Origin of the sequence: Rhodococcus koreensis, from assembly GCF_017068375.1 — a bacterium.
Classification (GTDB): Bacteria; Actinomycetota; Actinomycetes; order Mycobacteriales; family Mycobacteriaceae; genus Rhodococcus_F; species Rhodococcus_F koreensis.
The window spans coordinates 7641054-7656283 of sequence record NZ_CP070609.1; the positions used below are offsets into that span (position 1 = coordinate 7641054).

The 15230-nt window shown below is 70.2% G+C and carries 14 protein-coding genes; 9 read left to right on the plus strand and 5 right to left on the minus strand.

The window, feature by feature from the left end:
• The first annotated feature begins 29 nt into the window (after positions 1–29).
• Positions 30–884, plus strand: coding sequence for a TIGR02569 family protein (locus JWS14_RS34575; protein ID WP_072937656.1), 855 nt, complete (start codon positions 30–32; stop codon positions 882–884).
• Here JWS14_RS34575 and JWS14_RS34580 read toward each other — a convergent pair.
• Entirely contained in the window at positions 881–1549 is a 669-nt protein-coding gene (locus JWS14_RS34580; protein ID WP_206015241.1) for a FadR/GntR family transcriptional regulator, read from the minus strand. The two genes, JWS14_RS34575 and JWS14_RS34580, sit on opposite strands and share 4 nt — an antisense overlap.
• Before the next feature lie 11 nt (positions 1550–1560).
• Between JWS14_RS34580 and JWS14_RS34585 the strand changes: the two genes are divergently transcribed.
• The 6 genes from JWS14_RS34585 to JWS14_RS34610 all read left to right on the plus strand — a co-directional run bounded on the left by JWS14_RS34585 (position 1561) and on the right by JWS14_RS34610 (position 9256).
• Positions 1561–2811: a CynX/NimT family MFS transporter gene (locus JWS14_RS34585; RefSeq protein WP_206015242.1), complete on the plus strand. Its 1251-nt coding sequence runs from the start codon at positions 1561–1563 to the stop codon at positions 2809–2811.
• Between the two features lie 131 nt (positions 2812–2942).
• Entirely contained in the window at positions 2943–4355 is a 1413-nt protein-coding gene (locus JWS14_RS34590) for an MFS transporter (RefSeq protein ID WP_072937659.1), read from the plus strand.
• Positions 4356–4407: 52 nt separating this feature from the next.
• Positions 4408–6918, plus strand: coding sequence for a nitrite reductase large subunit NirB (gene nirB / locus JWS14_RS34595; RefSeq protein ID WP_206015243.1), 2511 nt, complete (start codon positions 4408–4410; stop codon positions 6916–6918).
• Between the two features lie 81 nt (positions 6919–6999).
• Positions 7000–7401 carry a nitrite reductase small subunit NirD gene (gene nirD / locus JWS14_RS34600; protein ID WP_043825757.1) on the plus strand — a complete coding sequence of 134 codons (402 nt, stop codon included), beginning with the start codon at positions 7000–7002 and terminating at the stop codon, positions 7399–7401.
• A complete protein-coding gene (locus tag JWS14_RS34605) occupies positions 7398–8555 on the plus strand; it encodes a uroporphyrinogen-III synthase (protein WP_072937661.1) in 1158 nt (385 codons plus the stop codon). Before nirD ends, JWS14_RS34605 begins: the two co-directional genes overlap by 4 nt.
• Positions 8552–9256 (plus strand): sirohydrochlorin chelatase, encoded by a 705-nt coding sequence (locus tag JWS14_RS34610; protein ID WP_072937662.1) that lies wholly within the window; start codon positions 8552–8554, stop codon positions 9254–9256. The genes JWS14_RS34605 and JWS14_RS34610 overlap by 4 nt, the downstream gene beginning before the upstream one ends.
• Positions 9257–9265: 9 nt before the next feature.
• Here the strand turns inward: JWS14_RS34610 and JWS14_RS34615 are convergent, their stop codons facing one another.
• Both JWS14_RS34615 and JWS14_RS51240 read right to left on the minus strand, forming a co-directional pair.
• Positions 9266–11014, minus strand: a complete 1749-nt coding sequence (locus JWS14_RS34615) for an NTP transferase domain-containing protein (RefSeq protein ID WP_206015244.1) — start codon at positions 11012–11014, stop codon at positions 9266–9268.
• A gap of 22 nt (positions 11015–11036) precedes the next feature.
• Entirely contained in the window at positions 11037–11162 is a 126-nt protein-coding gene (locus tag JWS14_RS51240) for a hypothetical protein (RefSeq protein ID WP_255314956.1), read from the minus strand.
• A 61-nt stretch (positions 11163–11223) separates the two neighbouring features.
• On the opposite strand from JWS14_RS51240, the gene yczR reads away from it, so the two are divergent.
• Together yczR and JWS14_RS34625 are read left to right on the plus strand one after the other, a co-directional pair.
• Positions 11224–12669: a MocR-like transcription factor YczR gene (yczR, locus tag JWS14_RS34620; protein ID WP_206015245.1), complete on the plus strand. Its 1446-nt coding sequence runs from the start codon at positions 11224–11226 to the stop codon at positions 12667–12669.
• A gap of 140 nt (positions 12670–12809) precedes the next feature.
• A complete protein-coding gene (locus JWS14_RS34625; RefSeq protein WP_206015246.1) occupies positions 12810–14075 on the plus strand; it encodes a lipase family protein in 1266 nt (421 codons plus the stop codon).
• A gap of 14 nt (positions 14076–14089) precedes the next feature.
• Here JWS14_RS34625 and JWS14_RS34630 read toward each other — a convergent pair whose 3' ends face one another.
• The gene (locus JWS14_RS34630; protein WP_072937666.1) at positions 14090–14398 is read right to left on the minus strand and encodes an MGMT family protein; all 309 of its coding nucleotides are present in this window, start codon (positions 14396–14398) and stop codon (positions 14090–14092) included.
• On the minus strand, positions 14398–15183 hold the full coding sequence (locus tag JWS14_RS34635) for an alpha/beta fold hydrolase (RefSeq protein WP_072937667.1): 786 nt from the start codon (positions 15181–15183) through the stop codon (positions 14398–14400). The genes JWS14_RS34630 and JWS14_RS34635 overlap by 1 nt, the downstream gene beginning before the upstream one ends.
• Between the last annotated feature and the right edge of the window lie 47 nt (positions 15184–15230).

Here is a 15230-nt window from a genome sequence, read left to right on the forward strand (position 1 = left end):
CCGGCCCACCCGGCGGTAGCGTTGAGTACGTGAGCACCGGCCAACCCCCTCAGCACGTGTGCTCCACGTTCGGCCTCCGGGAAGTCGAGCCCATCCCACTCGGTGCGGACTGGGACGGCGGGTGGCTCTGTGGAGACGTAGTCCTGTCAGCCGTCGCCGACCACGCGCGCGCCGCGTGGTCCGCCAAGGTCCGCGAGACGCTCGAGGTGGAAGGCGTTCGGCTCGCCCGTCCCGTGCGATCCACCGACGGCAGGTACGTGGTGTCCGGGTGGCGCGCCGACACGTTCATCGAGGGCACACCCGAACCGCGTCACGACGAGGTCGTGTCGATGTCGGGGCGACTGCACGCCGCCACCTCGCAACTCGACCGTCCCCGGTTCCTGGTGCAGCCCCCGGTCGCGCCGTGGGCGGAGGTCGACGTGTTCGTCGCGGCGGACCGGGCGGCCTGGGAGAAGATCCCGTTGCGCAGCGCGAAGGGCGCCGAACAGCTCGAGACCCCGTCGCCGGACGGTCGCAAGAGTCTCGAGCTGATCACCGGGCTGGCGACATTGCGCAAGCCCGTCACGTGCCCGGATCAGCTCGTCCACGGCGACCTGTTCGGCACCGTCCTGTTCGCCGGTGCGCTCGCGCCGGGGATCACCGACATCACGCCGTACTGGCGCCCCGCGTCCTGGGCGGCGGCCGTGGCGGTGGTGGACGCCATCTCCTGGGGCGGGGCCGACGAGGCCCTCATCGGGCGGTGGGAAGACCTGCCCGAGTGGCCGCAGATGCTGCTGCGGGCGGTGCTGTTCCGGCTCGCCGTCCACGTGCTGCACCCGCGGTCGACCGCGGAGGCGTTCCCCGGACTCGCCCGCACCGCCGACGTGGTGCGCCTCCTGCTCTAGGTGGTGAGCAGCTCGGCGAACAGGTCGCGGGCGGCGGTGGTCGCCGCGGTCTCGTCGCCGTCGACGATCGCCTGGATCAGGTGCCGGTGCTCGTCGTGGAATCCCGCCCCTGTCGCGTGCACGTGCCGGTCGACGGTCTGGGCGATCGACGGCAGCAGCGAGTCGTAGAACTCGAGATACACGGCGTTGTGGCTCGCCTCGACGATCGCGCGGTGCAGGGTGATGTCGGCCGCGACGGCGGCCTCGGTGTCGGACTCGGCCCAGCATCGGAACCGCTCGTCGAGCATGCTCTGCAGTCGTGTGATGTCGTCCGGGGTGCGTCGGCGGGCGGCGAGCGCGGCGGCGGTGACGTCGAGCGCCTGCCGCAGTTCCGTGACGTCGCGCTCGTGCGCGCCTGCGAAGTATTTGCCGAGTGTGCCGCCGACGTCCGAGGTGGCGACGACGTACGTGCCCGATCCCTGCCGCCGTTCCAGCAGTCCGGTGTGGACGAGGGCCTGCACTGCCTCACGGACGGTGTTGCGTCCCGTTCCGGTGAGTTCGGACAGCGCGGTCTCGGTGGGGATCTTCGCGCCCACCGCCCACCGGCCACTGCAGATCTCGTCGCGTAGCTGCTCGGTCACCTGTGAGATGAGACTCGAGCGACGTACGGGTTTTCCAAAGGTCATCCTGTCATCCTATGATTTCTCTCGTGACTCTTCTACGCGGCCGCCTCCTCGTCTTCTGCGCGATCGCCGTGTCGGCTCTCGTCCTGAGGCTCGCGGTCACCTCGTTCACCCCGCTGGCCTCGCAGATCCGGGAGGACATCGGATTCTCGCCCACCGTGGTCGGAGTGTTCGGGATGGTGCCCACGGCGATGTTCGCGCTGTTCGGCCTGGGAACGCCGCTCATCGCCAAGCGGTGGGGCCTGGAACGGACCGCGCTCGTGGCGATGGTGATGGCCGGAGTCGGCATGCTCACGAGAGCGCTGATGAGCGACACCTGGTCGTTGCTGGCGCTGTCGGCCCTCGCGCTGGCCGGCATGGGAATCGGCAACGTGGTGATTCCGCCGCTGGTCAAGCGCTACTTCTCCGACCGGTTGGCCGTGATGAGTTCGGTGTACATCGTCGGGGTGCAGATCGGCACCATCGTGCCCGCCTTCGTGGCCGTCCCGCTCGCCGAGGCGTTCGGCTGGCGGTTCTCGATCGGGGTCTGGGCGCTCCTCGGCTTCGCCGCGGCGCTCCCGTGGATCCTCCTGCTCACCCGCGAACGACGTCGCACCGTGGTCGTCGCGGCGGAACCGCCCGCGGGTGTGCAGGCCGAACGCCCGCACGGGAAGGCCTGGCGTTCGCCCGTCGGCTGGGGGATGGCCGGCATGTTCGGAATGACGTCGATGATCACGTACTCGATGTTCACCTGGATTCCCGACATCCTGTCCGACGCCGGGGCGAGCGAAGCGTTCGGCGGTGCCATGGTGGGACTGTTCTCGTTCATGGGTCTCGTCGCCGCGTTCGGCGCCCCCACGCTGTGCGCCCGCATGCGCAATCCGTTCCCGATCGTGATCGGATGCGCGGTCTGCTACCTGGTGGCCTTCAGTGGACTGCTGTTCGCTCCGATGAGCGCACCGATCCTGTGGATCGTGCTGCTGGGGCTCGGGCCGAGCACGTTCCCCATGTCGCTGACGCTCATCAATCTGCGCACGCGCAGCCACCTCGGCTCGGCGACGCTGTCCGGTTTCACCCAGGGTGTGGGCTACGCCGTCGCGTGCCTCGGACCGCTGCTGTTCGGGGTGTTCCACGACGCCTCCGGCGGATGGACCGTGTCGTTCGGATTCCTGACGTTCGGCGTGGTGATCCTCCTCATAGCGGCGTTCCAGGCGTGCAAGCCGCGCATGCTCGAGGACAGCTGGCACGTCGAAAAGGAGCCTGAGAACGCTCTTCGACACGTCTAGGAAACATGCAGGAAACCTCACATCGCCCCAGTTGAAAAGTGAGGATCAGTTGACGCCCCGGTCACCGACCGCAGCACCGCCGCAACACCGGTTTTCTACCTTTGGGTCTCCCACACAACGAGGAGGCCCGGGTGAAGAAGCACTACATCGAGCACTGGGACGCGGAAGACGTCGACGCCTGGGAGGCGGGCGGCAAGGACATCGCCAAGCGGAACCTGATCTGGTCGGTAGTCGCTGAGCACGTCGGCTTCTCCGTCTGGTCGATCTGGTCCGTCATGGTGCTGTTCATGCCGACCGACATCTACGGGATCGACGCGGCGGGCAAGTTCTTCCTCGTCGCCGTCCCCACTCTCGTCGGCTCGATCCTGCGGATCCCGTACACGGTCGCGACGGCCCGCTTCGGTGGCCGCAACTGGACCGTCTTCAGCGCCCTCGTCCTGTTCGTCCCGACACTGTTCACCCTCTACCTGATGATGAACCCGGGGGCGTCGTACACGACGTTCATCCTCGTCGCGGCACTCGCCGGCGTCGGCGGTGGAAACTTCGCGTCGTCGATGACCAACATCAACGCGTTCTACCCGCAGCGGCTCAAGGGCTGGGCACTCGGTCTCAACGCGGGCGGCGGCAACATCGGTGTCCCGGTGATCCAGGTGGTCGGTCTGCTCGTGATCGCCACCGTGGGCAACACGGACCCCTGGATCGTGTGCGCCGTCTACCTGGTCTTCATCGCCGTCGCCGCGGTCGGCGCGGCCCTGTTCATGGACAACCTCGGCAACCAGAAGTCCGATCTCCGGGCGATGGCCAAGGCGCTGAAGTTCTCCGACTCGTGGGTCATCAGCTTCCTCTACATCGGCACGTTCGGATCGTTCATCGGATTCAGCTTCGCGTTCGGCCAGGTGCTGCAGATCAACTTCCTCGCCGGTGGCGCCACCCCCGCGGCGGCCGCCCTGCACGCCGCGCAGATCGCCTTCATCGGACCGCTGCTCGGCTCCATCGCCCGGCCGATGGGCGGCAAGCTCGCCGACCGCATCGGCGGCGGCAAGATCACGCTGTACACCTTCGTCGCCATGGCGCTCGCCGCCGCGGTGCTGGTGACCGCGGGCACCGTCGACGACGGCACGCCCGGCGCGGCCACGGCCGGAGTGCTGGTGGCGTTCGTGGTCGGCTTCATCACCCTGATCCTGCTGGCAGGCATCGGCAACGGCTCGGTCTACAAGATGATCCCGTCGATCTTCGAGGCCAAGGCGCAGGGGCTCGAAGGACTGAGCCGCGACGCCAAGGCGGCGTGGTCGCGGGCGATGTCCGGGGCCCTCATCGGCTTCGCCGGCGCCATCGGCGGCCTCGGCGGCGTCGGAATCAACCTGGTGCTCCGCGCGTCCTACGGCGGCACCGCGAAGTCGGCGACCATGGCGTTCTGGGTGTTCCTCGCCTTCTACCTCGCCTGCATCCTCGTCACCTGGTTCGTCTTCCTGCGCCGCCCGTCCGTCACTCGTGCGCTCACCGTCACCGACGGCGACGACGAAAAGGTGTCGGTCTCGGCGTGACCTCCCGCAGTACCGCATGAACTCGAGTAATTCAGCTAGAAGGAGCGACGGCATGAGCCGCAAGTCAGCAGTGGTCATCGGACACGGAATGGTCGGACATCGATTCGTCGAGGCGTTGCGTGCACGCGACGAGTCGGACGACTGGTCGGTGACGGTGCTCTGCGAGGAGCCCCTCCCCGCGTACGACCGGGTGGGACTGTCCTCCTACGTGGGGGCGTGGGACCCCAAGGAGCTTGCGCTCGCGGGTAACGACTACCCGGACGACGCGCTCGTCGACCTCCGGATCGGCCGCCGGGCCGCGACCATCGATCGGGAGGCCCGCAAGGTCACCACCGATTCGGGTGAGGTCGTCGGGTACGACGCTCTCGTGATGGCCACCGGTTCGTATCCGTTCGTGCCGCCGATCCCCGGCCACGACCGGCCGGAGTGCTTCGTCTACCGCACGCTCGCCGACCTGGACGGCATCCGGAAGCGTGCCGACGCGGCCGGGCCCGGCGCCGTCGGTGTCGTGGTCGGCGGTGGTCTGCTCGGACTCGAGGCCGCGAACGCCCTCAAATTGATGGGCATGACCCCGCACGTGGTCGAGTTCGCTCCCCGGCTGATGCCGCTGCAGGTCGACGAGGGCGGCGGCGCGCTGCTCGCCAACCTCGTCACCGACCTGGGTCTCACCGTCCACGCGGGTGTCGGCACCGCAGGCATCACCGAGGGCCCGGACGGGATCAGCGTCGAACTGTCCGACGGCTCGGTGATCGAGGCCGCGCTGCTGGTGTTCTCCGCGGGTGTGCGGCCGCAGGACCAGCTGGCCCGCGACGCGGGACTCGAGGTCGGTGAGCGCGGTGGGATCATCACCGACCTCGGGTGCCGCACGTCGGACGAGAACATCTACGCGGTCGGCGAGTGCGCCGCGGTGGAGGGCAGGTGCTACGGCCTCGTCGCTCCCGGGTACACCACCGCGGAGATCGTCGCGGACCGGTTGCTCGGCGGGGCGGCGGAGTTCCCCGGCGCCGACCTGTCCACCAAGCTCAAGCTGATGGGTGTGGACGTCGCCAGCTTCGGCGACGCCCACGCTCAGACCCCCGGCGCGCTGGAGGTGGTTCTCAGCGACGCCGCCAAGGGCACCTACGCCAAGCTCGTCGTGTCCGACGACGCGAAGACGCTGCTCGGCGGCATCCTCGTCGGTGACGCCTCCGCGTACGCGTCGCTGCGTCCCCTCGTCGGCCGCGAACTGCCCGGCGATCCGGCCTCGCTCATCTCGCCCGCGGGGGAGAAGCCCGGCGCCGGATCCCTGCCCGACGACGCCGAGGTGTGCTCCTGCAACGGTGTCACCAAGGGCGCGATCTGCGGGGCCATCGCCGACGGCGCCTGCGACATCGCGCTGGTCAAGAGCTGCACCAACGCCGGCACCACGTGCGGTGGCTGCCTGCCGACCATCAAGCAGCTGCTCGCGTCGTCCGGAGTGGTGATGTCGAAGGCGCTGTGCGAGCACTTCGAGCAGTCCCGTGCCGAGCTGTTCGAGATCGTGCAGGCCACCGACACGCGCACGTTCTCCGCGCTGATCTCGAAGTACGGAACGGGCTCGGGCTGCGACATCTGCAAGCCCGTCGTCGCGTCGATCCTGGCGTCCACCGACTCGGACCACATTCTGCACCGCAACCAGGCGGGACTGCAGGACACGAACGACCACTTCCTGGCCAACATCCAGAAGAACGGCACCTACTCGGTGGTGCCGCGGATGCCCGGCGGCGAATGCACGCCCGAACAGCTCATCGTCATCGGCGAGGTGGCCCGCGACTTCGGCCTCTACACGAAGGTCACCGGCGGTCAGCGCATCGACCTGTTCGGCGCCCGCGTCGAGCAGCTGCCCGCGATCTGGAAGCGCCTCGTCGACGCCGGCATGGAGTCGGGCCAGGCGTACGGCAAGTCGCTGCGCACCGTGAAGAGCTGCGTCGGATCCACCTGGTGCCGGTACGGCGTGCAGGACTCCGTGGGTATGGCGGTCGACCTGGAGAACCGGTATCGCGGCCTGCGGTCCCCGCACAAGATCAAGTTCGGTGTGTCGGGCTGTGCCCGTGAATGCGCCGAGGCGCGCGGCAAGGACGTCGGCGTCATCGCCACCGAGAACGGCTGGAACCTGTACGTCGGCGGCAACGGTGGCCAGTCCCCGAAGCACGCCCAGCTGCTCGCAGGCGGGCTCGACGACGAGACCCTGATCCGGTACATCGACCGGTACCTGATGTTCTACATCCGCACCGCGGACCGGCTCCAGCGCACCGCGCCGTGGGTCGAGTCCCTCGAAGGCGGGCTCGACCACCTCAAGGCCGTGGTGTGCGAGGACAGCCTGGGCATCGCCGCCGATCTCGAGGCGGCCATGGCCAAGCACGTTCTGGGATACAAGGACGAGTGGGCGGGTGTGCTCGAGGACCCGGAGAAGCTGTCGCGGTTCGTCTCGTTCGTCAACGCGCCCGACGAGGCCGATCCGACCGTCGCGTTCGACGACACGGGTGTCCGGAAGGTCCCGGTGTTGATGGGAATGCCGAAATTCGCAGCTTCTACATCGGAGTAATCCCCGCTTAACGCTGCGGAAACACCCACCACGAACTATGTATCCAAGCACGGATACACACCAGCCCGAAGGAGGACTGTGATGACCGTCGTCGACATGAACGTCCACAGTGCCAGTGGAACCAGGTTCGAAAGCGTCAAGTCAGGCCGTCTCGAATGGACGTCCGCGTGTCCGCTCAGCCAGCTGATCCCCGGTCTCGGGGTGGCGGTGCTGCTGCGGGGCGGAGAGCAGGTGGCACTGTTCCTTCTCGAGGACGGGTCCCTGCACGCCGTCGGCAACATCGACCCGTTCGGGCGCGCGGCCGTGATGTCCCGCGGCCTCGTGGGTGACCGGGCAGGAGAGCCCACCGTGGCGTCGCCCCTGCTCAAGCAGGTGTTCTCGCTGGTCGACGGTCGCTGCCTCGACGACGAGTCGGTGCGGCTGCCCGTGTACGACGTGCGGGTGTGGGCCGGCGTCGTCCAGGTCCACAGCACGCACGCGTGAACGACGCGGCGCCGCTGTGCGGGTTCACGATCGGGATCACGGCGTCCCGGCGTGCGGAAGAGTTCGCCACGCTGCTGACGCGGCGCGGTGCCACCGTGGTGCACGCTCCGGCCATCCGCATCATCCCGTTGGCCGACGACACGGAACTCGAGCGGGTCACGCGCCAGATCATCGACAACCCGCCGGAGATCGTCGTCGCGACCACCGGGATCGGTTTCCGCGGCTGGATGGAGGCGGCGGACGGCTGGGGTGAAGCGGAGGAGCTGGGCCGGGCCCTGGCCGCGAGCCGCCTGCTGGCCCGCGGACCCAAGGCGAAGGGCGCGATCCGGGCGGCGGACCTGCGGGAGGAGTGGTCGCCCGCGTCGGAGTCGTCGGCCGAAGTGCTCGATCACCTGCTCGGCGAGGGCGTCGAAGGCAAGCGCATCGCGGTCCAGTTGCACGGCGCCACCACGGAATGGGAGCCGGTCGCGGACTTCTGCGAGGTGCTGCGCTGCGCGGGCGCCGACGTGATCGCAGTCCCCGTCTACCGGTGGACGCCGCTCGAGGACCAGGCCCCGATGGACCGGATGATCGAACTGATCGCCTCCGGCGGTCTCGACGCGGTCAGCTTCACCAGCGCACCGGCGGTGGCCTCGCTGCTGACCCGCGCCAAGGAGACCGGAATGATCGAGATGGTGCTGCACTCGTTCCGGCACCGGGTTCTCGCGGCCTGCGTCGGACCGGTCACCGCCGGACCGCTCCGCGAACTCGAGGTCCCCACGACGATGCCGGCACGCTCGCGACTGGGTGCGCTCGCCCGGCACATCGCCGACGAGCTGCCGCGGCGGGCGAACAAGATCCACACCGCCGGACACGAGTTGAGCATCCGCGGCGGATGCGTCGTCGTCGACGGCGAGGTGCGCCAGCTGCCGCCCGCCGCGATGTCGCTGATGCGCACGCTCGGCGCCCGGCCCGGCCGGGTCGTCCCCCGGGACGAACTGCTCGCGGCACTGCCCGGCGGCGGCGGCGACACCCACGCCGTGGAGACGGCGGTGGCCAGACTGCGCGCGTCCCTGGGCGCACCGAAGGCAGTCCAGACGGTGGTCAAGCGCGGATACCGCCTCGCGCTCGATCCCGTCGACTGCGCCGATTCACGTGAGGAGGGACAGCAATGAACGAGACAGCACTGGTACTGGTGGCACACGGAACGCGGAGTCCCCGAGGCGTGGAAATGATCGCCGCGCTCGCCGACGCCGTCGCCGAGCAGGTCGGACCGACCCGGGTGTCCTTCGTGGATGTACTCGGGCCGTCACCCGCCGAGGTGCTCCGCGACATCACCGGGCCCGCCGTCGTGGTGCCGGCGTTCCTCGCGTCGGGCTACCACGTCCACACCGACGTTCCGCGGGAGGTCGCCGACAGCGGCCATCCCTCCGTGGCCGTGACCCGGGCGCTGGGACCGGACCCCGTTCTCGCGGACGTCCTGCTGCGGCGTCTCGTCGACGCGGGCTGGCGGCCCGGCGACGCGGTCGTGCTCGCCGCGGCAGGCTCGTCCGACCCGCGGGCGCTGCGCGACGTCCGGCGCGCCGCGGCGATGCTGTCGGAACTCGTCGCGTCGCGGGTCCGGATCGGCTACGTCGCGACCGCGCAGCCGCGCGTCCCGGACGTGGTCGAAGGATTGCGGGCCGGCGGCGAGAAGCGGGTGTTCGTCGCGTCGTACCTCCTGGCCCACGGACTGTTCCACGCCCGCCTCGCCGATGCCGGTGCGGACGGGGTGGCCGAGCCGCTCGGCGTCGATCCGGCGATCGTCGATCTCGTCGCGGACCGCTACCGCAGCGGAATCCCGGCCGCGGTCCGCGCGCTGTCGTACCAGCGCTGAACCGTCCGGTCAGCGCGGTAGGGGCACCAGCTCGGCGAGATCACCGTCGGCGGCCCCCGCCGGGACCAGCGCCAGCGCCTCGCGGTCGATCAGGCCCGCGAGATGCGCCGTCCGGATTCCGGGGTCCACGCGCCACGTGCCGTCCGGTTGCGGGACGGCGGGCAGGATGCGGGTGGCGTCGCCGCTGACCTCGGACGCATTCGCGATGCGCCCCAGCTGAATCGGTGCCGGGGTGCGACCGGTGAGCGCGGCTGCGATGAACGGAACCGTGGTCAGCAGTGTCACGACCGCGGCGTACGGGTTGCCGGGCAGCCCGAGGACCACCCGGCCGTCGGGCAGCAGGGCGGTCACCTGCGAACCGCCCGGGCGGCACCGCACCCTCCCCACCACGATCCGGGCGTCCGCACGGTCGAGCGCCGCACGCAGCTGGTCGGCCGCGCCGCCGCCGGTGGCCCCCACGATCACGATCAGGTCGGGCCGGCGGACTTCCCGGAACAGCTCATCGAAGCTGTCGGACGTGTCCCGCAGGTGCGTGTCGGCGACCGTGTGGATGCCGCACCACGAGAGGAACTGGGGGAGAACGGGTCCCAGTGCATCCCGGGTCTGCCCGTGGCGCAGCGGGCCGTCGCGCCGGATCTCGTCGCCCGTGACCACGACGTGCGCGCGGACCGGTCCGCGGACCCCGGCGGTGGTCACCTCCGCGCTCGCGGCCGCGGAGACGAGCGCGGGCGTGACGGCCGTTCCCTCCGCCGCGAGCCGGTACCCCTCGTGCCAGTCCTCACCGCGACGCCGCGCGTCGTCGCGCACGGGAACGCCGTGTCTGCGGGACAGTCGCGGCCCCTCGGAAGTGTCTGTCGTCACGGCGAATTCGTCCCGCACGACGGTGGAGGCGCCGCTGGGCAGATGTGCACCGGTCGCGATCCGCGCCGCCTCGCCCTCTGCCAGTTCGAGTTCCTCGTCGCTGCCGGCGTACCGGATGGCGTCGCGCAGCACCCACGGACCGTCGCCCGCGACGGCGTACCCGTCCATGGCGGACACCGCGATGCGCGGCAGGGCGTCGGCGGCGAGCAGCGGCTCGGCGAGCGTGGCGCCGAGCGACGTGCCGAGCGCCGCGGCGCGCGGTGGCAGTGGGGGGACCGCGGCCTGGATCGCGGTGCGGGCCTCGGCGATGGTGACCGGCGCCGCCGCGGACGTGCTCCGGGCCCGCTCGACGTCCTCCGGTGTGTCGCAGTCGGTGACGCCGCGGAAGAGCACCGTTCCGAACGATTCCGGAACGAGGGCCTTCATGGGCTGGTTCACGGCGGAGCCGAGCGCGCGGAGCCGGTCGGTGAGCGCGCCGACGCGCCACGCGGACAACAGGAACTGCAGGCGGCCCGACTCGTCGACCGCGAACACGGTGTCGGCGTCCTGCACGGCGGCGGCGAGGGCCTCGGCCATCGCCGGTTCCGCGAACGGCAGGTCCGACGCGAGCAGGATCACCCGGTCGGCCGGGTCGGCGTCGAGCACGGCCAGCCCGGCGGCCACCCCCGCGACCGGGCCTGCGCCCGGCGGCGTCTCCTGCGTCTGGAGCACCGTCGAATCGAGGTCGGCGCGGCGAGGTCCCACGACGACGATGCGCTCACAGTCGTCGACGGCGTCGAGGGCGGTGTCGAGCATCCGGCGTCCGCCGACCACTACGGCCGGTTTGTCGACGCCGCCCATCCGAGTGGCTCGTCCACCGGCGAGGACTATCGCGTGAACGGGCGCGGCAGAGTTCATTCCCTCATGCTGCCGCACTCCCTCAGTCGCTGTGCAGGTGGCTGCGCGGAGGGCCTGCCGGCCCGGACCGTCCGCCCTGCGCCGTGCTGACGCAGAGCCAGGCCACCGACGCCAGACTGAGGGCCGAGAGGATTCCAATTACCAACATGAATCGATTGTCGGCCGGAAGTGGACCGCGATTTCCAGTCCTCTGTGGAAAAGTGGCCTGTATGAGTAGCGAACCGGTCCGAACCGTCTCCGCGGCCGAGTTGGCGGTGCTGCTCGGTGCGGCGCCCGCCGGCGGGCAGCCCCTGTACCGCGGGCTCGCCGACGCCCTGCGCGAGAGGGTCGCCGACGGGTCCATGGCCGTCGGAGTCCGGCTGCCCGCCGAACGGGCCCTCGCGGAGGAACTCCGGCTCAGCCGGGTGACCGTCAGCGCCGCCTATCGCGAACTGCGAGAGGCCGGTTGGGCGTCGGCGCGGCACGGATCGGGGACATTCGTGGCGATGCCGTCGGGTCCGCCCGCCTGGGGAACCATGGTCGGGGCGCCGGTCGACGGCGTGATCGACCTCGTCAACGCCGCACCGGCGGCCGCTCCTGAACTCAAGGAGGCGTACCTCGACGCCGTCGACGAGTTGCCCCGCTTCATGCCCCAGCACGGCTACCACCCCGGCGGACTGACCACACTCCGGGCGGCGATAGCAGACCGCTACAGGCGCCGCGGTCGCCCGACCATCGCGGACCAGATCCTCGTCACCGGGGGCGCGGGTGACGCCACCGAGGTGGTGTTCGAGGCACTGGTCGAGGCGGGCGACCGTGTCCTGATCGAGCACCCGACCTACCCCGGCGCGGTCGAATCCGTGCAGGCGGCCGGCGGCAGACCCGTTCCGGTGCCGATCGACGCGACCGACCCGGACGCGTTCGTCGCCGACGCGGACCGGGCCGCCCGGCAGAGTGCCCCCACGGTGGCGTACGTGATGCCGGACTTCTCCAATCCCTCGGGAGCCAGGGCAACTCCGGAGGGCAGACGGCGGCTGGCCGCGACCCTCGCCCGCCACGGAGTGGTGACTGTCGTGGACGAAGTGGCGGCGGACATCGTGCTGGACGGTCCGGACGACCTGGAGCCGTTCGGTGTCCCGGTCCCGGAATCGGCGACGGTGGCGATCGGCAGCCTCAGCAAGACCGTGTGGGGAGGTATCCGCATCGGCTGGGTGCGTGCGGAGGCTGCCCGCACCGCGCAGCTGGCCAAGATCATGGCCCGCAGGCAGCTGTCGGTCTCCGTGCTGGATCAGCTTGCGGCCGTGCGCCTGTTCGCCTGGCACGATCGACTGGTCGCGCAGCGCCGCCGCGACCTCCGGGTGCAGCGGGACGCGCTCGCGGCGGCGGTCGACGAGCGGTTGCCCGGGTGGAGTTACGTGCTGCCCGCCGGGGGACTGTCCCTGTGGTGCAGGCTGCCTGCCGATACGAGTTCGACGGACCTCGTCGCGGCCGCGCGGTCGCGGGGGCTGCTGCTGGCGCCGGGGCCGCGGTTCGGCACCGGCCATCTGTTCGACGACCATCAGCGGATGCCGTTCACACGGCCGGTGTCCGAACTGACCGCCGCCGTGAATGTCCTTGCCACGCTGGTCGTGTCCGCCAACGCCTCGATGTCCGTGACGCCGACGCTCGTCGTGTGACGCGCGGGTGTGTCACGGAAAAGTATCTGTAAATCGAAGTATCGGTCAGAGACCTGTTCGGTACCGGGAAAGGGGCGGATCTTTATCGACGCTCTGGCATAGTGATGCCGTCGACCCGTCGCTGAAATGTGGGGTATGTCATGGGCTCGTTGTTCCGCAGATCCTTCGGCACCGCCGTAGTCGGCCCGGTCCTCGCCCTGACTGCCGCCCTCGTCGGCGCAGGAATTTCCGCGGCACAACCGCTGGTGCCGTTGCCGCCCTTGCCGACCCCGCCCGCTGCCGACGTGATCTTCCCGGTCGCCGACCCGGACCCCTTCTACATCCAGCCCACGGACATCGCCGACCACGCCCCGGGTGACGTGCTGAAGATCCGCCAGCTGCCGCCGTCGTACTACTTCCCCGGTAGTGCGATGTGGGAGTTGCTGTTCCGGACCACCGACTCCGAGGGCAGACCGATCGCGGCGAACACCACGTATGTGCTGCCCCCGAACCACGTCCCGGACGGCCCGCTGGTGTCGTACCAGCACATCATCAATTCACTGGGCAACAAGTGCAAGATCGTCACCGAGCTGTACACCACCGACCCCCTGCACCAGATCCGGGAGGCGGCAGGCCTCAACATCGCTCTCGCGCGCGGGTGGGCGGTGGCGCTGCCCGACCATCTGGGACCGCGGATGGCGTACGGCGCAGCCAAACTCGGCGGCCAGATCACGCTCGACGGCATCCGTGCCGTCCAGCGGGTCCCCGAACTGCAGGTACAGAACAGCAAGGTCGGACTGGGCGGGTACTCCGGTGGCGGCATGGCGACGGCATGGGCGGCGGCGCTGGCGCCGAGCTACGCCCCCGAACTGAACCTCGTCGGCGCCGCCGAGGGTGGAACCCCGATGAACCTGGTGAAGATGGCGGAGGCGCTGGGCACCAATCCGCACCCCGCGTTCGGTCTCGCGATGGCCGCCGCACTGGGTCTCGAACGCGAATACCCGGATCGCGTCGACGTCAGCGGCCAACTCAACGACGAGGGCCGCCGGATGAAGCAGATGATCGGCAACGGATGCACGAACGAGATCATGCTGTTCGGAATCGGGCACAGCGCTTCGGAAATGACCGACAACCAGAACTTCATGGACGACCCGGAAGCGTGGAAGGTGATGGAGGAGAACAGCCTGGAGCTGTACCCGGGCGTGCCCACCGTACCGATCTTCGAATGGCACAGTCCGACGGACGCGCTGATCCCTGTCGATTCGATCGACACCACCCTGCGGCGGTACTGCGACGCGGGCACCCCGGTGCAGACGCTGCTCACGCCGACACCCGACCATCTGTCGGCGGCGGCGCTGGGACTGCCCCAGGGGCTGGACTGGATGGACGCCCGGTTCCGCGGCGACCCCGCGCCGAGCACCTGCTGAGGCGGGTGGAACCGTCAGCCGGGCGGATCGAACCGGTACCGCGCCGCCGCGAGATCCACGCGGCCGTCCCGGATGGGCACGCCCTCGAGTTCGAGCTTCGCGATCTGCTTGTGCGCGAGGTGCGGCGCCGGCCGCCCCGAGGCGCCCAGCACGCGGTGCCAGGGGAGGTCGGCGGAGTCGGTGCGCATGATCCAGCCCACCGTCCGCGCACTGGACAGCCCGGCCGCCGCGGCGATGTCGCCGTAGGTGGCCACCCGGCCGGGCGGAATCGACGCGACCAGCGCGCGCACCGCCTCGACCTGTTCCTCCGTCGTCGCGACCATCAGAGAAGTGTGCGGATGAGCTCGGCCACCTCGTCGGGCCGGGCCTGCGGCACCATGTGATCGCAGTCGAGGTCGACGGCGGTGAGGTTGCCGCCCAGGTGGTCGACGAGGGCCTTGCGGAACGCGGGTGTGACGTACGGCGGCTGCACCTTCGACGCCTGCACGAGCACGGTCGGCAGATGCGCGGGCGGCAGGACCGCCTCGCGGGCCAGTTCGCCCCACGCCGTGACGACGGCGGGGGTGGACAGTCGCCAGTTGACCCGGCCGTTCTCGAGGGGCACCAGGTGTTCGGCGATCTCGTCCTCGAGGACGTCGCGGGCCACCTCGCCCCACGAGCCGTGCAGCTTGTCGGACCGGGCCTCCTCGACGTCGGTGTAGTCGGGGGAGGAGATGGTGAGATCGGCCACCGACTGCATCTGCGCGGGGTCGAGCCCGATCGCCGGGTCGAGCAGCACGAGGCCGCGGATCCGGTCGGGGACCGCGCGTGCCAGGTGCAGCGCCAGGGCGCAACCGAACGAGTGGCCCACCACCAGGACCGGTCCCCGGGCGTGCGCGTCGAGGGTGTCGACGAGGCTCGCGACGTGGGCCTCGAGGTTCCACGGCGGCGACCACGTCGAGCGGCCGTGCCCGAGCAGGTCGGGGGAGATCCACCGGGCGTCGGGCAGCTGGTCGGTGGCCAGCGCCTCCCACCGTCTGCCGTGGCCGGTGAGTCCGTGCAGGGCGAGGATCTCCGTGCCGTCCTCGGCGCCGAACAGGTACGTATTCAGTGCTGACACGTGACCCATGATGCCGGATCGGGCCGCCGCAGGAGATGTCGGACCGTTCTGGTGGA